The following is a 20,792-nucleotide window of genomic DNA, read 5'->3' as shown; positions in this document are numbered from 1 at the left end:
AAATTATTAGCAGTAATCTTCTGTAGCATTAGGTATTAATATCGCAATTCTTCTAGCTTTTTAATAGTCTCTATAGCATCTTTTGCATATAGATCTGCTCCTATATGCTTAGCAAACTCTTCGTTAACTGATGCTCCACCCACCATTATTTTTATAGATCGATCATGTTTTCTTATATAAGCAACTGTATCTTCTAAACTTTCTAATGAGGTTGGAGCAAATGCACTTAATCCTATTAAGTCTACTTTTTCTTCTGTAGCTTTATGTAGAATTTCGTCTTTTTCTACATTTAAACCTAAATCCTGTACCTGATAACCAACTTGTTGCAATTCTTCTTTTAATACATCTTTTCCATTATTAACAGTATCTCCTTTTACAGATGCTAGTAATATTTTTAGTTGATTGTTAGCTAATTGAATGTGATCCGCTATATTATCTTCTGGAGAGTATTTAGTTCTATAATTAATTGCACTTTTATCTATATTGCTGATAACATTAAAAGCGTCGATTGTCTCTATCATTTCTTTATCATAGACACTCATCATCACTATATCTAATCCTCTAGATAATGCCATAGCCAAATAAGTTCTATCTAATATACTTCTCTCTGGCAAACCATAAGATATATTTGAAACACCTAACATAGTTTGTACACCTATTTCACACTTTACTCGACTAACTAATTCTAATGTATCTAATAACCTGTCTTGATAAGCTTTAGCACTTAAAGATAAGCAGTCGATTATTATATCTTTCTTAGATATTTCATACTTTGCTGCACGTTCTATTATATTTTTGGCAATATCTAATCTGCTCTCTACACTTTGAAATAGACCGCTTTCATCAAATGTCATAGCTATTACACATGCTCCATATTTCTTTGCTATAGGAAATATTTTATTCATACTCTCCTCAGTACCATTTACTGAATTTATAATTGCTTTTCCTGGGTAATAACGTAAAGCTTGCTCAATAATATGAGGATGTATACTATCAATTTGTAGGGGAATATCCACACTACTAGATATCCTTTTTACACCCTTGATCATAGCTGCGTTTTCGTCTATGCCAGGAGTACTAACATTTATGTTTATTATTTGTGCACCTAGTTTTTTCTGCTGTTTTGCAGATGAATAAAAAAACATATCTTTACCTTTTTCAAGAGCCTGAGTATATTTTTTTCTCCCTGTTGGAACTAAAGCCTCACCTATCACAGTAATATTTTCAAATACTACTCCACTTCTTGCTGAAGTGACTATTGTTAAATCTTTAGATTCTTGCTTTTTCAATTCCATACCTTTTAGAATCTTCACACACTGGGCAATATGTTCTGGAGAAGTTCCACAACATCCTCCAACAATTGAAACTCCTAATTCAACCATCTGTCTTATATATAATGCAAATGTTTCTTTATCGATATCGTAAGTTACTTTATTATCTTTCATAATAGGAAGCCCAGCATTAGGTTGTACGACGATGGGTATAGATGCATACTCTATAATTTTTTCTACGATTGGCATCAACTTATCTGGACCGAAAGAGCAATTAACTCCCAATGCATCTACTCCTAAGCCTTCTAAAACAGCAACCATGGCAATAGGGTCTACCCCTGTAAAGGTTTTACCATTTTCATTAAAAGTCATAGTACATATAACTGGCAAATCGCAATTTTCTTTGGCTGCTAGTATAGCTATTTTTGCTTCTAATATGTCCGACATGGTTTCTATTAAAATTAAATCACATCCTGCTTTCGCTCCGGCGACAACTTGTTTTTTAAACTGTTCATAAGCTTCATTAAAAGTCACTTTACCCAGGGGTTCTATCATTTTACCTAAAGGTCCAATATCTAATGCTACATAAGCACTCTTTGCTACTTCCCTAGCATTTTGAACACCACTTGTAATGATATCTTCTACTGTATATTTACTCTCTATTAACTTGTAATCATTAGCACCAAAAGTATTAGTCGTAATTACATTGGCACCTGCGCCTAAATACATTGCATGTAGTTTTTTCAACAATTCAGGTCGTTCTATATTTAATTCATCTGGAACTATTATATCAGGAGCTTCTAATTGAATCATAGTACCTAACGCACCGTCAATATATACTATTTCTTTTCCTAATTTATCTAAAATGGACATAACTTAATCTCGACCTTTCTTTATTTCACTTTTACATGTTATACATTATCAGTATTTACTATTTCTTTATTATAACATTTTAGCAACTAAAAAAAACCCGTATCAATATTTAGTATATTAATACGGGTATTTTTTTATTATCGCGAAGTTATAAGCAAAGTAGCTGCTTGCAGACATTTGGCGTCTACCACATAACCGCGATAAACTCGCAAAGCATGTTTCTTGAGATTATACTTAATAAAGTTTCACTTTATTCTTGCCTTAATGCTTCTAACACACTTATCTTTGCAGCCCGATTAGCTGGGTATAAACCAGCTAATACTCCTACAATAATTGAAAATGTTATTGCAAATATAGCAAGCCATGGTGGTATATACGCTATGTTTATAGACACTGCTGTTTCTGCTTGAGCATTAATAATCATTCCAGCAATAAAGTTGATAAGAAGTGTAATAACATAACTTATTGTAAGTCCTGCAACTCCACCCATAAGTCCAATAAATGAAGCTTCATATAAAAATTGATTTCTTATATCTTTTACTGAAGCGCCAATTACTTTATTGACACCTATTTCCCGTGTCCTTTCATAAATAGACATTATCATAGTATTTGTAATACCTATTGCCGCTACTAATAAAGCAATGCTACCTATTCCACCTAAAAAGATCTGTAAATACTTTGATATTGAACCGATACCCGCTAATAAATCTTGAGTAGAGTATGACATATATCCTATTTCATTAATTTCTTTAGTTAATTGATCTACTATCTCAGTATTTTCAGCTACAACTCTAATAGATTCATAGCCATCTGTCTGAACGATATTAGACCTATTTTCTGTTTCCTCCACCATGTCAATTAAAATATCTATATCCATAACAGCAGAATAGTCTTCATTTCCACCCGTTGATTTTAATGTACCAACTACTCGAGATCGATATTCGTTTTCTATTGATTCTTCACCCATACTCATTGTAATAATAGTTACTGCTTTTCTAATAACACTGTTGTTTCCAGTAATTTCTTCTACATCTTCTAAAAGCTTGCTTCCTATAATTATTTCATTGTTTCTAGGGAATCTACCATCTTCTAATTCGTATCCTAAATCTTCTGCATCGCTCATATCTACTCCAACTAATTGTCCTGAAATACGCTCACGACCAATATCTAATTCTCCCCAGTAGTTATAAATTGGTGTGACCGCTTTTACGCCATCGAGTTTTCTTAAATCTAAGACATCATCTTTAGTTAGATTTTTTATATCATTAGTATCGGTCTCTCCCATAATATTATAAGGAGCATACACTTCTATACTAGTCATATTCATTTCTTCAAATTCTCCAGTAATGGTTCTTTCAAGACCAGCTCCTAATGATATCATAATTACGATCCCTGCTGTTCCAATCATAATCCCAACCATTGTAAGTATTGTTCTAAGTTTTCTTCTCCATAAACTCATCCAAGCTAACTTAATTATATCTATATCAAACATATCTTATCACCTAGGATAATCCAAATATCCCCTTTATGAAATTTGTAAACCAGTTGCCACTAGAATCTTTGTCTTGTGAGTTACTAGAATCTCCATTAGCAATTACGTTATAAGTGATGTCTTTTTCAACAGTTGATTCTTCATTTAAGCTATTTTTATACTTTACTGAAACTTTAATAGATTTTTCACCTGGTTCTTCTCCAATGATTGTAAACCCATAATTGTCGTAGTCTCCACTACTAAAATTTCCTAAGTATTCTATTTGAGCATTTGTACCTTCTCCTACTACAGCAGCACTTATGCCTTTTACATCTGATACTCCATTATTTACAATCTGTACTTCTGTTTCTAGTGGCTTTCCAATTATTATATCTCCAAGATTATCATCAGCTAATAATTGAATACTTTCACTTTCTCTTACTAAAAGTCCAATGGTCTGAATTTCATCATATTGGGTACCATTATAATCGTTATATGAGATATTTACTATTATATTGTAATTGCCCGGCTCTATTTTAGGAGAAACATACATATTATATGAAATTTTCTTTGTTTTACTTGCCTCTACTAAAGATATGTACTGAACATTACTTTGATTTAAAGGAGAAAAACTGCCTAAGTCTTCCTGACCTTGTTCATTATTTAAGGATATTTTTACTTTTCTGGCATGGTACTCACCATAATTTTTAAGATTCAACTCTACTTTGAATGTGCTTCCAGGTGTGATTTCTTTTTGCTCCACATTATACTTTGAAATGACAATATTAGGACTTTTAGGAGCAGCGCTTACACTATTAAAAGAGAGTATAATTAGAGTTACAAATAAAACTACTATAATTTTTTTCTTCATTATTAATTCCTCTCATCATTAAATATTTTCCCATCTTGAAGTGATATTTTTCTTTGACATTGATTTGCTACATTAATATCATGTGTAACTATTATAAATGTAATTTGATTGACTCGATTCATTTCTTTAATAAGTTCTAATATTTCTTTTCCGGTTTTTGTATCTAGATTGCCTGTAGGTTCATCACATAATATTATCTTCGGTTTATTTACTATGGCTCTAGCAACACTTACTCTTTGTTGTTGCCCACCAGACAGTTCTCCTGGTTTGTGGTCTTTCCTGTCACTTAAGCCTACCAAATCCAATGCATCGTTAGCCATTTTTTCTCTGTCCTTACTATCTACTCTAGCGAAAATAAGGGGCATAGTGACATTTTCTAAAGCTGTTAAAGTAGGATTTAAGTTAAAAGACTGAAATATAAATCCTATATGTTCTCTTCTAAATAAACACATTTGGTTTTCAGAATAATCTTTCACATTGGTATCGTAGATAAATACATCTCCCATAGTAGGTTTCGTAAGTCCTCCTACAACATTTAGTAAAGTCGATTTGCCCGAACCTGAAGGTCCCACCAGAGCAGTCAATTCCCCTGAATAGATATCTAAATCTACTTCAGATAGTGCATAAACTACTGAATCACCCATCTTATAATGCTGTGATACCTTTTTAAGCTTAATTATTTCTTCCAAATCCTCACCTGCTATTTTAATATTGAATACCTGCTAATGCATTGTTTGCATAATATGATCCTAATACAAAAAGAAATCCAATTATAAACAATACTATATAAATAATAGCACTTTTCTTTTTAGACATATTGAATACTACACTAGTACCTATAATCATCAAAAATAGTTGCCATAAATTTGGAATATTAAAAGTTCCTGTTATAGTTTTCATTAAATTTACTTCCAGATTAGTTGTAAAGAAACTACTTATTAAACCTACTAATCGAACAGGATATGAAGCTAATAATACGACAGTCATCATATGTTTAAATTTTCCCTCACCTTTAAATATAAGACCAACTATTACGTAATAAAAGAGAGATACTAAGTAATAAGCAATTATTGTAATGAAAATAGTCCCGAAAAATATAGTGATAGGTGAAGTCATAAAACCTAAAATACCACTAAACAACTCTGCTTCTGCACCACTAGTACCTGATAAAGATTCGTTAAGTAGATCATCAACTACCTGTTGGTCTACATAATTACTAATTAATGCTGAGACAGTAGCAATAATAGTGAGTAAAAGCAAATGTAATAAATACTTTGGATTTTCTTTGTGCTTTTCAAAAAATACAGATGGTTTCACAACATACAGTTTGATTCTTTCTAAAATGCCTTGTTTTTCTTCCATTGATACAACACTCCTTAAATTTTTTAATTATTTTATGTTATTTTATTTAAAGAAAACTACTCTAAATCTAATTTATCATTTAACAACCAATTACTTAGAAAGAAATAGATTGAAGCGCTTATTAAGGATATACATATTAATAATAATAAAGATGAAACTAAGTAACTTGGATGCATTATAAAATTGGGATCAAAAATATCACCAAAGTATCCAATACCTACTAGTAGAAAAGAGAAAATAGTTTGTTCCACAATTTCAAAACCTATGTATGTTCCTAGTCCTAACAATATTTTATGTTTACTTGATAGATTTCCTATAATTATAGCAGTATAAATTTTAAAGAGATTGCTCAAGATGCCAACTATAGCAAGTATAATAAACTGTATACTTACCACAAAAACTGGTGTGCCCGTTTGGCTAATCATTTCTTGAAAAACTGACAAACCTTCTTTGAGCATACTAATGGTATCTGAATTCAATGTTATAATCGCAATTGCTATTATTGCAAATATGAAATTCAATAAAATCCACATCAGTGAAGTAAGAGCCTTTGATATAACATGATGATGAGCCTTTACCGGTAGAGTAAAAGACAAGTAACCCTCATCTGATAATAAATTCTTATAAAATCTTTGTATAACAACTATCCATGTCATAACAAAAATTGCAATAATGGTAAATCCCCATATGCCCAAAGCAATTGATCTTGGAATGTCAATTGCGCTTGTATTCATAGAAATAAATATCCTATTTATTATGGAGAATACAATTAAGAACAAATAAAATGGCACAAAAATTCTCGCAGTTGCTTTTATTTCGTATTTTAATAGATTTTTTAACATTTAAACACCTCCCTAAACAATGCATCTACACTTTTATTTTCTTTTTCTCGTATGTCATCTACTGTAGATACTAATTCTATTTTTCCTTTGTTAATAAAAATAACATCATCTAATATTTTCTCAACATCAGAGATTAGATGAGTTGCAATTATAACTGTTGCATTTTCATTGTAATTTCCAATGATTGTATCTAAAATATAGTCTCTAGTTGCAGGGTCAACCCCTCCAATAGGTTCATCTAAAAGATAAAGAGAAGCATCCCTGCTCATTACTAATATTAATTGAACCTTTTCCTTAGTACCTTTTGACATTGTTTTTAATCTGTCATTTTCATTTATACTTAATTTATTCATCATATCTTTAGCTCTTATCAAATCAAAATCATTGTAGAAATCCTTAAAATAAGTAAGTATATCTTTTACTTTCATCCAATCATTTAAATAAGTTCGCTCTGGTAAATACGATATAATTCTTTTTGTTTCTATTCCTGGTTCCATATTGTCAATTAATACATCCCCACCTGTTGGCGTCATCAATCCATTAATTAGTTTTATAAGCGTACTTTTTCCACTTCCATTAGGTCCTAAAAGACCTACAACTTTTCCTTTATTAATGGATAGATCTATAGAGTCTAATGCAACACAGTCAGGAAAGGCTTTCCTTAAGGCTTTACATTCTAAAATATTTTCCATATTACTGTTCCTCCTTCATTGCAGCATCAATCAGATTTTCTATTTGATTTTTATCACAACCTAATTCCTTCATTTTTTTTATATAATTTTTAGTATCGCTAATAGCAAGTTCATTCTTTATCTTCATTATTTTCTCCTTATCCTTAGTAACAAATCTTCCTTTAGTTCGATCTGAATAAAGTAAGCCCTCTGCCTCTAATTGTGCAAAAGCTCGTTGCATAGTATTAGGATTTACAGAGGCTTCAGATGCCATATCTCTTACTGAAGGTAGTTTAGACTCTAGGGGATAAAACCCTGTGATTATCATCATTTGAATTTGTTCAACTAATTGAATATAAATAGGTCTATTGTCATCAAGTATCCAACTCATTTTTTCACCTCTTATTTGTATTATTGTATTAATCTATTAATACAATAATACAATGCTTCCATTTTGTCAATATATACTAAAAAATATTTTTCTAATGTTGAGACTTAACTGTAAATAATTTACAATGGATACTTATCATACTCTTTATAAACTATACTTAATTAATAAAAGATTCAAGATACATGTGACGAATGATGCTTTTTTAATGGTGAATTAACTCTAATATTAAAATAACGTACATTAAAAATATATGGCTTTATAAAATATACCATATATTTGTAATTGTCTATTAAGTTTTCATACTAATTCTGTTAATAATTTTACTAGTCCATTTCTTATGTCCATAAATTGGTTTCCATTAGAAGTAATTTTATCTATTGTATAAGAAACTAGTCCTAAGACTGTAGCACCCCCTAGCACTATAGATATAATAGGAATCATTATAACTACGGCAAAACCCATTAGTATAGCCGCTATAAATTTTGTTGTTGTACCGTATTTATATTCTATAGCTTGGATAAGTGCTATGGGAATTATTATCCCCGAAGTAACAACTGCAAGACATATATTCCATAATTGAACCTTTTCATTAAAGAATGATTTATCTCTTCCAAAATAGTTTTGTGCAAACCACATAGTTCCTATAGCGACTGCTCCTCTTATATCTACTGGTAGTTCCATTAATATATTGTTATATTTTTTTAGTACACTAGCAAAAAATGTGCGATCTTCTTTATAATCATTAAATGATATTTTAGGATTACCTCTTTTATCATAATCAACATAGACCATTCTATCTATCTCATGATCAAGCTTTAATGAGTTTCCTTTTAGATAATATATCTGATTTTCATTAACAACTTCATATCCGAAAATGCTAACTTGATCATTTTCTGTTCTATATTGATATATTTTATTTTTTTGAACTTCATATATTTCCTTATTTAACTGTAATTCAGTAATTGTTTCTTTAGAAAAGTTTGGTCCATTAAAACCATAGCATATATCGACTAAAGGAGACTTAAGAGTAACTAATTTTGCATTACAGTCACCTTGGGAATGTCCTGTTACAGTTATATTATACAATTCGTTCCAATTGTATTTTATAGCATTATAATTAAAATAATTTACTGCATATGCCTGCACTGTTGAGAGATGCTCTTTAACAATATATTTGCCTGCTATATACACTCTCCCTTTATTATCTTTCTTATAAGTATAATAAATATTATTTTGAGATGACCCAAATGCAACTCCATTCTGAATCCATCCACCCCTCGCAGTACCTCTATACACTATTGTAAAAGTGTTGCTGTATGGGTCTTTGAATGTATACGCATTAAATCCTTTGGTATCGTATCTAACATAAGCATTAGAATTATATATGTCTCTACTTTGTTCTACTAAAATAAGTTTTTTAACCTTAGGATTGTTGATCAAATATACATCTAATAAATCACATATTGCTGTACTTCCTGATGCTTTTCTAACTATATCTCCTAATGTTTCATTTCTAGTTGATTTAAAGTCCAAATATGATAGTAGGTTTAGCCCTACTGCCTGTATTGCCCCTACTTCATTTGACTCACTTGGTTTATTCACTATACTGATCACCCCATCGTTTATAAGTAAATTCATATTTATTATTTAACATAAATGCACCATCAAATAAGCTATAAGGCTTTACTTTATAGTCATGGTAATTATTTTTATTTATGTTATTAAATACACTTTTCTTTACATAATGTATTGAGAAAAAATACAGGTCACATAGATTATCTTCTAAAACTTTTCTAAACCTCTCAACATCATCATCTTTGTTTCTAAAACTATTATAAGTAAAAATAATAAATTCCAATTCAGATTCGATACTTGACACGTAATTAGATAATGATATTGATCCGCTTATTTTGGGGGATAATGGCGAGGTTGATGGTATATTAAACACTTTACATGTACCGTATACTTGGCTTGCCAGATCTAATACTAGTTTTTCTACTTTGTCCTCTAACAAATAGGCTACATAATTATCTGTTATAGTCCCATCTTCACGATTTTTATGCACTACTATGTTATCATTAGGAATCTTCTTAGAAAATAACACCATTTTTATATAATCAGCATTCCACTGTTGTGTATTAACGTCATAAAATTCAAAGTTTTCCCCATATTTCTTTTTCATATATGCTAGTACTTCGTCCTTGTTAGACTTACGCTTTTTCATCTTTTACACACACTCCCTCTTATAGTAATATAAATATTTAATATGATAATTTTAAGCCAAAGCTTGCATCTTATTTCATGCTACTAATTTATGATAGGATATACAGGATAAGTCCTAATATATGAATAAAATGAAACTTTATCTTTTTATTTTGTAAACCAAATGAAACTATTTCAATATCATATATTAATAATATAAAGTGTGGTGTTGAAATGAATTTAGAAAATTTAAGTTATCTAGACAATTTGCGTTTAAAAGGAAGCGTTCACGATTTTAAGTTAGATTTTATTTTATTAGTACAAGAGAATGAGAAGAAAACGATAGCCTATCTTAATGACGACAATCTTAGATTTCCAACATTATTTGATTTAATTCCAGAAATCGATGCATACGAAATAACAAGAAAATTAAATTTGAGAAACAAACTCGCCATTAAAATTTGTCATATAACTCATACTTATAGACAAGTTGAAAAAATAGATAAACTTTCATCAGATAAAAACACTATTCAAATTTTACGTTGGATGTTTAAAACTGGTGTTGCTGAAGATAGTACTAGAGATGAACTTGATCAGATATTAGATGATGTTATTTCTTTACTTATTGTACATTATCATGATTATGATATCTTACCTGATGTAGCAGATCTGATATTCAAGCGTAATAGAAATGAAAAATTAGTACATGATTTAGTTTGGAGTTTTTTTAAATCAAATGATCCTATAACCTTAAAGCTAGTGTCAGATTTTCTGCAATCTAAAGAAGTAGATGATGTTCAACTTGCCTGTAAACTCTTACATTTTGACCCTAATAATTTCAAGAATATTCACCCTCAGAGATATTTTCATACTTATAAAAAATGGCTTGAGGAGAATGATCCATATTTGTATTTTACTGGTGAGAGCTTGCAACTCACTAGCGATCCTAATCCCTGTAAATTAAATATGGAGGCTAAATATTTAAATAAAAGTGTCTCTTATGACAGCGGTAAACTTACTAAGCTTTTAACACCAATTGAAAAAAAGCATTTACAAGATTTTCAGAAAATTAGTAGCTCCGATAAGGAATTACTATCTAATTATTCCAACAAAATATACAAAGATGATATTAGAACCTGGAAAAAGTGGATGGAAAATGACATAGTTGACCAATTGCAAACTGCAAAAAATAGTATGGAGGGATATAGATGATATTGATAAACCAGAGTCATATTGAAATTGAAAATCTATTAAATCAGTTCCCTTCTGATGATGTTGCAAGAACAACAATAACTTTAATGTCTAATAGTACTGAAAAATACAGATATGATACCTTAGACCAATTACAGTTTGAGTTATTGTTTAGAAAAGCCATTGTAGATTCTGCTAGAAAACTCAGTCGTAGTGGTTTGAAATTCAGAGTATTTAGACAATCTGTATGCAATACAAAATATTGGATTCGTACTACTGATGGAGGCTTTGACGTTAGAAAAGATGTAAGTCCTAGTGAAGCAATTAACGATATATTCTCCCACGGTTCTAAATATGGAACTGAATGTGCAACAGCTATATTAATTGTTTATTTTGGAGCTCTCGTGGATACTTTTTCGAAGGAGTATTTTGATAAACACTTTTCAAATATTACATTAATGAATTGGCGTAGTATACATGGAAAACTCAAAGAGATTGGTTCTGTTAAAAAATCAAAAGATTTTTTTCCCGGAGATCGAAGGTATTTTAATAATCCAGATGTAGATCCATTAACTCCTGAATTTCAAGGAGAAAACGTTATTGAAATGGGTGATTCTCTATATTATGGCCACCCTTTAGGGGTTTCAAATGCTAATCAGTTTATTAAAGGGCTAAATAGAAAGAGAAAAAAGGGAGCCGAAAAATCAGCATATTTAATGGATTCAGTGGGAAGGCCAAATTTTAAAAGTTTAAGCAAATCATATGCAGAAGATATTAAATCTTAAAAGTAGAGGACGCACTGTATGCGTCCTCTTGTACATTAAAATCTTTGATACTGATTTTTAGTAAAACTTATTTATGTAATATAGGTGATATTTTTTTATAAATAGCCAAGGTAATAAGAGAGACTGTTATTGTTTTAAAAATATTAAATGGTGTTATTCCATATAATATTAATGTTGGAAAATCTACTATTTTTGCATTTACAGCTGAACCTAAAGCTACAATTGCTTCTACTGGCATAATCTTTGCATAGAACGGTAGTAATATAAAATAATTTGCAAATGCAGCTACAATTATCATGGATATTGCACCTGCGACTAAACCAAAGATAGCCGTCTTTCTAGTTTTAACTTTACTATAGAACAATCCTACTGGTATTACCCAAGCTGATCCAGTAATAAAGTTTGCCAGTTGACCAACACCACCAGTTTCTGATCCCTTTACAATAGCGTGCAATATATTTTTTAGTAATTGTATAACTACACCTGCTACAGGACCCATAGAAAAAGTCCCTAGTAATGCCGGCACATCACTAACATCAAATTTCAAAAATCCTGGAAATATTGGTATTGGAAAGTCAATATACATTAGAATAAATGCAATAGTACTTAGTACAGATATTCTTACTAGATATTTTGTTTTGTTATTTGTCATTTAAAATCCTCCTTTTTTAGCTACATGGCAATAAGTGGTAGGGAGTAGAATCTCGAACCTAACAAAGCTCTTGAAAATATCTCAAGAGCAAATAAGCGGAAATTTATACAATCCTCTTCCATCCAGACTTTACTGTCGGTCTTGGAATTACACCAAGTCAGCTTTTACGCTCGCGGACTATAACCGCCGGTCGGGAATTTCACCCTGCCCTGAAGATAATAATATTTAATTTATGTTGAAATTATAACATTTTATCTATGATAATGCAATAATTTTCATACACTTATGTGGTGTACACAACTTTAATTTTGTGCCACATTTCTATACTCTTATCCAAAGAGTGACATTAATTTTATAAACTAATATTCGAACCAGCAGATTGGCTCTCAGAATTCAAGTCATTTTCTGTGCTTGCACGAGAGGAAATGAATTCTATGAGCAAGTGCAAACGACCGAAACCCCAAGGGGTTGAGGATAATCTGCGTAGGATAAAGTAGATACTACGTACGACTACTCAAATTTATGATATAATATGCGCACCAGCAGATTGTTCGCAGAAGTAATATGGTTTTCCGTGCTTGCACGAGAAAAACAAATGACTTCTATGAACGAGTGCCAACGACCGAAACCCCAAGGGGTTGAGGATAATCTGCGTAGGATAAAGTAGATACTACGTACGACTACTCAAATTTATGATATAATATTTTCAATTGAATCTAGTATGAAATACCTAAAATTCTTAGACTTGCAATTTTTAAGTGATTGTTCATAACTTTCTTTAGCCTTCTTTTTATTTCCCATAGACTTATACGCTTCACCTTGATAAAAAGGCAAAGATACTAGCATCGTTCTATAAATCGCATTATATGCAGGTTTTCTTATTTTTTTAACTTTTTTTAATTCTTCTAAGGCTTTGTTTACAATACTCAGAACTTTATTATAATCCCCGATTATGATACACGTTTTAATACAGTCCGATAGTAGATTTACATTTACTTCACTCTTAACGTTTCTATCTAAATAATCTAGATATTCTCCTGGTATTTTACTTTTATCTTTAAACTTATTTGCATATAAACATATGATAATATTATTTGCAAATTTTTTAATCTCTGGTTTTTGTGTTATCAATTCTTGTATATCATTTATTGCATCATCGTTAGAAATTTTGTTAAGCTCAGCGGCGAAAGCAATTTTTTGTAGTATAACAGCTTCATCTGGTTTTTTTCTACTTGACGCTGATTCATATTCTTTATATTTTTTTTCTAATATCCTTTCAAAGTCATCTTCAGACATGCTAGTTTCGTTATTAAAACGATATATACCAAACCCGATTAATGACACTATAACTCCAATAAACAGTAATAACAGTGGTATATTATCTCTATAAAACATTGCTACAGCGAATAAAAAAATATTCGGGTACAAAATTTTATTTTTGTATTTATTGTGTTTTAATGCAGCTAGTTGATATTTTAAAAATCTTCTATCAAATATTTTCATATGAGTATCTCCTTCATGTTGCTATGAGGTTTACAGTAAATCATTATCCATAGGATTTAATTGATTATTCGTTGTTACCTAGTTCTTTATTTGATGATTATAGGTCTTTCATACTTAGCGATATTCTATTCCTTTGAATATCTACACTTAGTACTTTGACCTTTACTATATCTCCTACAGAAACAACTTCCATTGGGTTTTTTATGAATTTATCACTTAAATGTGAAATATGCACAAGTCCATCCTGGTGTACTCCTATATCTATAAACGCACCAAAGTCTATAACATTTCTTACTGTACCACTAAGTATCATACCTTCTTTTAAATCCTTAATTTCCATAACTTCTGTTTTGAAAATAGGTTTATCAAATTCATCTCTAGGATCTCTACCGGGTTTTTGCACTTCTTTTATTATATCTTTTAAAGTATGATTTCCTATGGAAAGTTCATTAGAGAGTGCTTCAATATTTACATTGCTTAGTTCTTTCCCAATTTCATTACTTTTTCCTTTTATATCTTTAACTTCGTAATTAAAATGATTTAATAGCTTTTTAGTTACATCGTATGATTCAGGATGTACTGCTGTGTTATCTAGTGGATTATCTCCATTTGATATTCTTAAAAATCCGGCAGCTTGTTCGTAGGCCTTGTCTCCTATTTTCTTTACTTTTTTTATTGTATCTCTTTTTTTAAATGGGCCATTTGTTCTCCTAAACTCGATAATATTTTGAGCTGTAGTCTTATTTAAACCAGAGATATTTTTTAATAGTGATACTGACGCTGTATTCACATCTACCCCTACGCTATTTACTACATCCTCAATAACACCATCTAAAGAGCTTTGTAATTCTTTTTGATTTACATCGTGTTGATATTGTCCTACGCCTATATGTTTAGGATCTATCTTTACAAGCTCAGCAAGTGGATCTTGTAATCTTCTTGCTATAGAAACTGCTCCTCTAAGAGAAACATTTATATCTGGAAACTCTTCATTAGCAATCTTAGATGCTGAGTATACAGATGCACCTGCCTCATTTACTACTAAGTATTCAATTCTTAATTGTTCTTTTTTAATAAACTCTGCAATAATTACTTCAGATTCTCTCGATGCAGTTCCATTACCTATAGCAATCAGTGTAATATTATGCTTTTTAATTAAATCTAATAGGATTTTTACAGACTGTTCTACCTTATTCTCAGGTGCAGTTGGATATATTGTCTTAGTATCTAAAAGATCTCCAAACTCATCAACTACCGCTATTTTACAGCCTGTTCTAAAGGCTGGATCAAAACCCATGACTACTCTATTTTTTACTGGAGCTTGTAATAGATAGTTCTTTAAATTTGTAGCAAATACTTTAATTGCTTCTTTTTCGGCTTTTTCAGATAGAAATGTTCTTACTTCTCTTTCTATAGAAGGGTAAATGAGTCTTTTATAAGCGTCTTTAACAGCATCAATCATGAATTTATTAGTGTTTTTACGTAAAATCATATTACTTAAATAACCCAATGATTTTTCTTCATCTATTTCAATTTTAACTGTTAAAACATTCTTTTTTTCACCTCTATTTATAGCTAATACTCTATGATTTGCAATCTTATTTACTCTCTCAGTAAAATCATAATACATTTCAAACTCTGTAATCTCAGTAGTATCTAATTTCTTAGACGCATTAGAACAAAGCATACCGTATTCTAAAACAATTTCTCTTATTCTTTTTCGATAAATTGCTTGTTCCGAAATATCTTCTGCTATAATATCCATAGCTTTACCAATTGCATCTTCTGGTGTTTCGATTTCTTTTTCTGAATTGACGAACTTCTTAGCTTCTTCTAATATTTCTATATCTCTCAGCTCTTGATCAAATATAATGACTGCTAGTGGTTCAAGTCCCTTTTCTCGAGCAATAACTCCTCTAGTTTTTCTTTTGGTTTTATACGGAAGGTAAAGATCCTCTACTTCTTGTAGTATAGCCGCTGACATAATATCTTTCTTAAGCTCTTCACTCAATTTTCCTTGTGTCTCAATAATCCGTAGAACTTCGTCCTTTCTTTTTTCAAGATTTCTTAAATATGATAATCTCTCATCTAATTCTCTAAGTGTTACATCATCTAAATTGCCAGTTACTTCTTTTCTATACCTAGCAATAAAGGGGATAGTATTACCCTCATCTATGAGCTTAATGGTACTCTCTACTTGATTTTTTCTTAAATTAAATTCGCGGGTAAGTTGTTCTATAATTTTATTCAATATCACAAGCTCCTAACTACTCATTAATGTTGTAAAATATTTAAAGATGTTTAATGACTGTACTTCCTCTAGTAACTCTGGATGCCACTGAATCGCAATTATATTGCTATTCTCTTTGTGTATCATAGCTTCCACTAATCCATCTGTACTCCATGCAATAGCTTGAAAATTTGGAGATATTTTTTTAATTGCTTGATGATGAAATGAATTGACAAACCCTTTATCACCGTATATATCTCTTAAAAAGTTGTTTTCTTCTATTTTTATATAATGGTTTCCAACTCGATCATAAGTTTTTTGTGTATGTTGTACACTATCCGGCAATTCAGAATTAATATCTTGATATAGGCTACCACCTTCAACAACATTTAATAGTTGCATACCTCTACAAATCCCTAGTATCGGAATTTTTTTATTGATACAATGTTTTGCTAATGAAATCTCGAATTTATCTCTGATCTGATCGACATAACCTAACTTGATTTTAGGTTCCTCGTTATAGAAAGAGGGATGTACATCCACTCCTCCAGATAATATAATTCCATCTAATCTATTCATAATATTTGGAATATCTTCTTCAAAAGAAGGCCTGACGGGTATTAAAAAAGGAATTGCTCCAGCCTGCTTCACTTTTATTATATAATCTTCATCATTATAATTAAAATTACCGTCATTGCCTTTAAATAGGCTACCACTATAAGAGCATATAATTCCAACTATGGGCTTCAATGCCTAGACCCCTCCTCTTTAGTATCCAATGCGATCTTTTTCAGATAATCATTAATGAATATATCGATACTACCATCCATTACTCCTTGTACATTTCCTGTTTCTGTATTTGTTCTATGATCCTTAACCATACTATAAGGATGAAAAACGTATGAACGTATTTGATTACCCCAAGCTATTTGCCCATACTTACCTTGTATGTCCTCTACTTTATCTTTATGTTCCATCTCTTTAATTTCAACTAATTTGCTTATTAACATTTTCATTGCAGTTTCCTTGTTTTTGTGTTGAGATCTTTCATTTTGACACTGAACTACTAACCCAGTTGGTATATGAGTTATTCTAATTGCAGAATCTGTGGTGTTTACATGTTGACCTCCTGCACCACTTGACCTAAATGTATCTATTCTTAGATCCTCTGTATTCAACTCTATACTACTATCTGCTTCCAGCTCAGGTGTTACATCTACAGATGCAAATGAAGTATGTCTCCTACCTGATGAGTCAAATGGAGATATTCTCACTAATCTATGAACACCTTTTTCGCATTTTAAATAACCATATACATTAATCCCTTCAACAGAAAAAGTTACACTTTTTATACCTGCTTCGTCTCCTGGCTGATAATCTAAAGTTTTCACCTTAAATCCTCTATTGTCTGCCCATCTCATATACAGCCTAAGTAGCATTTCTGCCCAATCTTGTGATTCGGTTCCACCAGCACCTGGATGCAATGAAACGATAGCATTATTTGCATCGTATTCTCCACTTAATAGAGTCTCTAAATAAAAATCGTCTATTTCTTTTTGTATTTCATCTAAAGCTATTTGTAGATCTTGTATTAATGCTTCATCATCTTCTTCTTCTAATAATTCAAATAACACTTCTACATCAGCTAGTTTTTCTTGTATAGCAGAGTACCTGCTTTGCTTATTTTTCATTAAATTTGAATGTTTTAGTATTTTTTGAGCTAAATCTTGATCATTCCAAAATTCAGGATCATTTATCTTTTGATCTAGTTCATCAATTTGATTGTGTAATCTTGACAAGTCAAAGTGAATCCCTCAATTCAATTAGAACTCCTGTTAAATCTTTATAGTGTTTTTTGTATTCTTGTAATTCTATCATTAAATCACCTCTTAATTTTTAATTCCACAGCACTTCTTATATTTTTTACCGCTTCCACATGGACACGGATCATTTCTTCCTGTTTTTTCTTTATTAACTACTGGTTTATTATTTACTTTATCTTTATTTGTAGATAAATTTGATAAATCAGTTTCTTTTTTCTCAACTTTATCTTTCTTTACATCTAAATGAAACAAATATTTTACTGTGTCTTCTTGAATACTCTGATTCATCTGTTCAAATAATTCAAAACCTTCTTTTGTATACGCCATAACAGGATCTATTTGACCGTATGCTCTTAGTCCAATACCTTGTTTTAATTGTTCCATATTATCAATATGATCCATCCATTTACTATCTACTACTCGTAAGAGCACTACTCTTTCAAGTTCTTTCACTTCTTCTTGACCTATTTCTTCAACCTTTGAATTATAGTATCTTTGAGATTTTTCTACTAGTATATTCTTTAATTCATCTCGTGTTACATCTTTATCATCAAACTTCAAGCTATCCTTTTCTAAAAACAAAGTCTCACAGTGTTCAATTAACCCTTCATAATCCCATTCTTCTGGATGTTCGCTAAAACCTGTGTAAATACTTATACTCTCGTCTATTAGACCTTCTACCATCATTGTAACTTGTTGGTGAATATCTTGTCCTTCTAAAACCGATCTTCTCTGAGAGTAAATAATCTCCCTTTGTTTATTCATAACATTATCATATTGCAAAACATGTTTTCTTACATCGAAATTTCTACCTTCTACCTTTTTTTGTGCATTTTCAATGCCTTTAGTAAGTATTTTATTTTCGATTGGAACATCTTCTTCTAATCCAAGTGAGTCTACAAGTCCCATTATTCTTTCAGCACCAAATAATCGCATAAGATCATCTTCTAATGATATAAAGAATTGTGATGATCCATGATCCCCTTGTCTACCAGATCGTCCACGAAGTTGATTGTCTATTCTTCTACTTTCATGTCTTTCTGTACCTATAATATGCAAACCACCAAGTTCCTTCACTTCTGGAGCTAAGACAATATCAGTACCTCTACCAGCCATATTAGTAGAGATTGTAACCGCATTCTTTTGTCCAGCTTTACTTACAATCTCAGCTTCTTTTTCATGGTATTTTGCATTTAACACTTCATGCTTAACACCATGTTTTTTTAACATATTGCTTAATGTCTCTGATCTTTCAATAGATATGGTACCTACTAAAATAGGCTGCCCTTGCTCATGTCTTTTTGCTATTTCTTTTACAACTGCATTAAATTTTCCATTTTCAGTCTTGTAAATAGTATCATCAAGATCTTTTCTTGCCATTTCCTTGTTGGTTGGAATAGTTAATACATCCATATTGTATATAGCCTTAAACTCTTCTTCTTCAGTTTTAGCTGTACCTGTCATTCCACTAAGTTTTTTGTACATCCTAAAATAATTTTGAAAAGTTATTGTTGCAAGTGTTTTAGACTCTCTCTCAACTTTCACCTTTTCTTTTGCTTCTATTGCTTGATGCAGTCCATTACTATACCTTCGACCTTCCATAAGTCTCCCAGTAAACTCGTCTACAATCACAACTTGTCCATCTTGAACTACATAATCTTTATCCTTCTTCATTAAAAATATTGCTCTAAGAGCCTGATTAATATGATGTGATAGTTCCATATTTGCCATATCAGCTAAGTTTTCTATTCCAAAATGTTTTTCAGCCTTTTCTATGCCTTCATCAGTTAAAATAACTGTTGAAGCTTTTTCATCAATAGTGAAATGTGTTTCGTTTTTTAGGCTTTTTGTAAAATTGTCTACTAGATTATATAATTTTGTACTTTTATCTCCGCTCCCAGAAATGATAAGAGGTGTTCTAGCTTCATCAATCAATATGCTATCCACTTCATCTATTACCGCATAGTTTAAATTTCTTTGTACCATTTGATCTAAATGAACAACCATATTATCTCTTAAATAGTCAAAACCATATTCATTATTTGTGCCATATGTGATATCTGCATTATATGCCTTCTTCTTTTCTGAAAAATCCATACCATGTACTACAAGTCCTACACTAAGCCCTAAAAATTCATGAACTTTCCCCATCCACTGGCTATCTCTTGTAGCAAGATAGTCATTAACTGTAACTATGTGTACACCTTTACCAGATAATGCATTAAGATACGCAGGAAGTGTTGAGACTAAAGTTTTACCCTCACCAGTCTTCATTTCTGCTATCCTGCCTTGATGAAGTACAATACCACCAAGTAATTGTACTGGAAAATGCTTCATGCCTAAAGTTCTATGGGCAGCCTCTCTCGTAACAGCAAATGCTTCTTCTAAGATGTCATCTTCTGTTTCTCCACTCTGTAATCGAGTTTTAAATTCGTCAGTTTTTAGTTTCAATTCTTCATCGGAAAGATTACTTATTTTTACTTCTAGATCTTCAATTTTCTCTACGATTTTCATTAGCTTCTTTACTTCTTTTAGATCCATATCTCCGAACACTTTTTTTAACAATGACATATTAACACCTCTTTAATTATTTATAGCTTTTTATAACTCTAAATACAGAGTGTAATTACTGTACCTAGTTTTAGTCAATATAA

Annotated in this window: 18 protein-coding genes and 1 riboswitch; of the genes, 2 read left to right on the top strand and 16 right to left on the bottom strand. The window is 30.9% G+C overall.

The window, feature by feature from the left end:
- Positions 1 to 35 precede the first annotated feature (35 nt).
- From GC105_RS03600 to GC105_RS03555, 10 genes are all read right to left on the bottom strand, one after another.
- Complete coding sequence (locus GC105_RS03600) at positions 36 to 2,144, bottom strand: homocysteine S-methyltransferase family protein (protein ID WP_152801788.1); 2,109 nt, start codon at positions 2,142 to 2,144, stop codon at positions 36 to 38.
- 250 nt (positions 2,145 to 2,394) lie between these two features.
- On the bottom strand, positions 2,395 to 3,636 hold the full coding sequence (locus GC105_RS03595) for an ABC transporter permease (RefSeq protein ID WP_152801786.1): 1,242 nt from the start codon (positions 3,634 to 3,636) through the stop codon (positions 2,395 to 2,397).
- A 10-nt stretch (positions 3,637 to 3,646) separates the two neighbouring features.
- Positions 3,647 to 4,486 carry a COG1361 family protein gene (locus tag GC105_RS03590; protein ID WP_152801785.1) on the bottom strand — a complete coding sequence of 280 codons (840 nt, stop codon included), beginning with the start codon at positions 4,484 to 4,486 and terminating at the stop codon, positions 3,647 to 3,649.
- Positions 4,487 to 4,488: 2 nt separating this feature from the next.
- The gene (locus GC105_RS03585) at positions 4,489 to 5,130 is read right to left on the bottom strand and encodes an ABC transporter ATP-binding protein (RefSeq protein ID WP_425481516.1); all 642 of its coding nucleotides are present in this window, start codon (positions 5,128 to 5,130) and stop codon (positions 4,489 to 4,491) included.
- 61 nt (positions 5,131 to 5,191) lie between these two features.
- The gene (locus tag GC105_RS03580) at positions 5,192 to 5,848 is read right to left on the bottom strand and encodes a Yip1 family protein (protein ID WP_152801781.1); all 657 of its coding nucleotides are present in this window, start codon (positions 5,846 to 5,848) and stop codon (positions 5,192 to 5,194) included.
- 56 nt (positions 5,849 to 5,904) lie between these two features.
- Positions 5,905 to 6,690: a hypothetical protein gene (locus tag GC105_RS03575; RefSeq protein ID WP_152801779.1), complete on the bottom strand. Its 786-nt coding sequence runs from the start codon at positions 6,688 to 6,690 to the stop codon at positions 5,905 to 5,907.
- Entirely contained in the window at positions 6,684 to 7,382 is a 699-nt protein-coding gene (locus GC105_RS03570) for an ABC transporter ATP-binding protein (protein WP_152801777.1), read from the bottom strand. The genes GC105_RS03575 and GC105_RS03570 overlap by 7 nt, the downstream gene beginning before the upstream one ends.
- A 1-nt stretch (position 7,383) precedes the next feature.
- Positions 7,384 to 7,752: a GntR family transcriptional regulator gene (locus GC105_RS03565; RefSeq protein ID WP_152801775.1), complete on the bottom strand. Its 369-nt coding sequence runs from the start codon at positions 7,750 to 7,752 to the stop codon at positions 7,384 to 7,386.
- A 297-nt stretch (positions 7,753 to 8,049) separates the two neighbouring features.
- A complete protein-coding gene (locus tag GC105_RS03560; RefSeq protein WP_152801773.1) occupies positions 8,050 to 9,354 on the bottom strand; it encodes an alpha/beta hydrolase family protein in 1,305 nt (434 codons plus the stop codon).
- Complete coding sequence (locus GC105_RS03555) at positions 9,347 to 9,976, bottom strand: hypothetical protein (protein ID WP_152801771.1); 630 nt, start codon at positions 9,974 to 9,976, stop codon at positions 9,347 to 9,349. The genes GC105_RS03560 and GC105_RS03555 overlap by 8 nt, the downstream gene beginning before the upstream one ends.
- Positions 9,977 to 10,188: 212 nt before the next feature.
- Between GC105_RS03555 and GC105_RS03550 the strand changes: the two genes are divergently transcribed.
- The gene (locus GC105_RS03550; protein WP_152801769.1) at positions 10,189 to 11,166 is read left to right on the top strand and encodes a hypothetical protein; all 978 of its coding nucleotides are present in this window, start codon (positions 10,189 to 10,191) and stop codon (positions 11,164 to 11,166) included.
- Positions 11,163 to 11,930 carry a protein-glutamine gamma-glutamyltransferase gene (locus GC105_RS03545; RefSeq protein WP_152801767.1) on the top strand — a complete coding sequence of 256 codons (768 nt, stop codon included), beginning with the start codon at positions 11,163 to 11,165 and terminating at the stop codon, positions 11,928 to 11,930. Before GC105_RS03550 ends, GC105_RS03545 begins: the two co-directional genes overlap by 4 nt.
- Positions 11,931 to 11,997: 67 nt before the next feature.
- Here the strand turns inward: GC105_RS03545 and GC105_RS03540 are convergent, their stop codons facing one another.
- The 6 genes from GC105_RS03540 to secA all read right to left on the bottom strand — a co-directional run bounded on the left by GC105_RS03540 (position 11,998) and on the right by secA (position 20,709).
- Complete coding sequence (locus tag GC105_RS03540; protein ID WP_152801766.1) at positions 11,998 to 12,582, bottom strand: ECF transporter S component; 585 nt, start codon at positions 12,580 to 12,582, stop codon at positions 11,998 to 12,000.
- 106 nt (positions 12,583 to 12,688) lie between these two features.
- Positions 12,689 to 12,803: riboswitch (FMN riboswitch) on the bottom strand.
- Between the two features lie 469 nt (positions 12,804 to 13,272).
- Complete coding sequence (locus tag GC105_RS03535; RefSeq protein WP_152801764.1) at positions 13,273 to 14,085, bottom strand: hypothetical protein; 813 nt, start codon at positions 14,083 to 14,085, stop codon at positions 13,273 to 13,275.
- Positions 14,086 to 14,182: 97 nt separating this feature from the next.
- On the bottom strand, positions 14,183 to 16,336 hold the full coding sequence (locus GC105_RS03530; protein WP_152801762.1) for a Tex family protein: 2,154 nt from the start codon (positions 16,334 to 16,336) through the stop codon (positions 14,183 to 14,185).
- A 12-nt stretch (positions 16,337 to 16,348) separates the two neighbouring features.
- Positions 16,349 to 17,065 carry a gamma-glutamyl-gamma-aminobutyrate hydrolase family protein gene (locus GC105_RS03525; RefSeq protein WP_152801760.1) on the bottom strand — a complete coding sequence of 239 codons (717 nt, stop codon included), beginning with the start codon at positions 17,063 to 17,065 and terminating at the stop codon, positions 16,349 to 16,351.
- Positions 17,062 to 18,193, bottom strand: a protein-coding gene (gene prfB / locus GC105_RS03520; protein WP_343029940.1) for a peptide chain release factor 2 whose coding sequence is annotated in 2 segments (ribosomal slippage) — positions 17,062 to 18,129 and positions 18,131 to 18,193 — 1,131 coding nt in all. Because the reading frame shifts where the segments join, the coding sequence is not laid out codon by codon here. Before prfB ends, GC105_RS03525 begins: the two co-directional genes overlap by 4 nt.
- Before the next feature lie 11 nt (positions 18,194 to 18,204).
- Positions 18,205 to 20,709 (bottom strand): preprotein translocase subunit SecA, encoded by a 2,505-nt coding sequence (gene secA / locus GC105_RS03515; protein ID WP_152801756.1) that lies wholly within the window; start codon positions 20,707 to 20,709, stop codon positions 18,205 to 18,207.
- Positions 20,710 to 20,792: the final 83 nt, after the last annotated feature.

The organism is Alkalibaculum sporogenes (assembly GCF_009362815.1).
Lineage (GTDB): Bacteria > Bacillota > Clostridia > Eubacteriales > Alkalibacteraceae > Alkalibaculum_A > Alkalibaculum_A sporogenes.
The sequence above is the reverse complement of the archived record's forward strand: the minus strand, read 5'-3'. Positions and strand labels throughout refer to the sequence as shown.

Bases quoted from the DNA above. Each gene is read 5' to 3' on its own strand.
- GC105_RS03580 (WP_152801781.1), bottom strand. From the start codon at position 5,848: ATGGAAGAAAAACAAGGCATTTTAGAAAGAATCAAACTGTATGTTGTG.
- GC105_RS03585 (WP_425481516.1), bottom strand. From the start codon at position 5,130: ATGGGTGATTCAGTAGTTTATGCACTATCTGAAGTAGATTTAGATATC.
- GC105_RS03550 (WP_152801769.1), top strand. From the start codon at position 10,189: ATGAATTTAGAAAATTTAAGTTATCTAGACAATTTGCGTTTAAAAGGA.
- GC105_RS03555 (WP_152801771.1), bottom strand. From the start codon at position 9,976: ATGAAAAAGCGTAAGTCTAACAAGGACGAAGTACTAGCATATATGAAA.
- secA (WP_152801756.1), bottom strand. From the start codon at position 20,709: ATGTCATTGTTAAAAAAAGTGTTCGGAGATATGGATCTAAAAGAAGTA.
- GC105_RS03545 (WP_152801767.1), top strand. From the start codon at position 11,163: ATGATATTGATAAACCAGAGTCATATTGAAATTGAAAATCTATTAAAT.
- GC105_RS03570 (WP_152801777.1), bottom strand. From the start codon at position 7,382: ATGGAAAATATTTTAGAATGTAAAGCCTTAAGGAAAGCCTTTCCTGAC.
- GC105_RS03575 (WP_152801779.1), bottom strand. From the start codon at position 6,690: ATGTTAAAAAATCTATTAAAATACGAAATAAAAGCAACTGCGAGAATT.
- GC105_RS03600 (WP_152801788.1), bottom strand. From the start codon at position 2,144: ATGTCCATTTTAGATAAATTAGGAAAAGAAATAGTATATATTGACGGT.
- GC105_RS03590 (WP_152801785.1), bottom strand. From the start codon at position 4,486: ATGAAGAAAAAAATTATAGTAGTTTTATTTGTAACTCTAATTATACTC.
- GC105_RS03595 (WP_152801786.1), bottom strand. From the start codon at position 3,636: ATGTTTGATATAGATATAATTAAGTTAGCTTGGATGAGTTTATGGAGA.
- GC105_RS03535 (WP_152801764.1), bottom strand. From the start codon at position 14,085: ATGAAAATATTTGATAGAAGATTTTTAAAATATCAACTAGCTGCATTA.
- GC105_RS03565 (WP_152801775.1), bottom strand. From the start codon at position 7,752: ATGAGTTGGATACTTGATGACAATAGACCTATTTATATTCAATTAGTT.
- GC105_RS03540 (WP_152801766.1), bottom strand. From the start codon at position 12,582: ATGACAAATAACAAAACAAAATATCTAGTAAGAATATCTGTACTAAGT.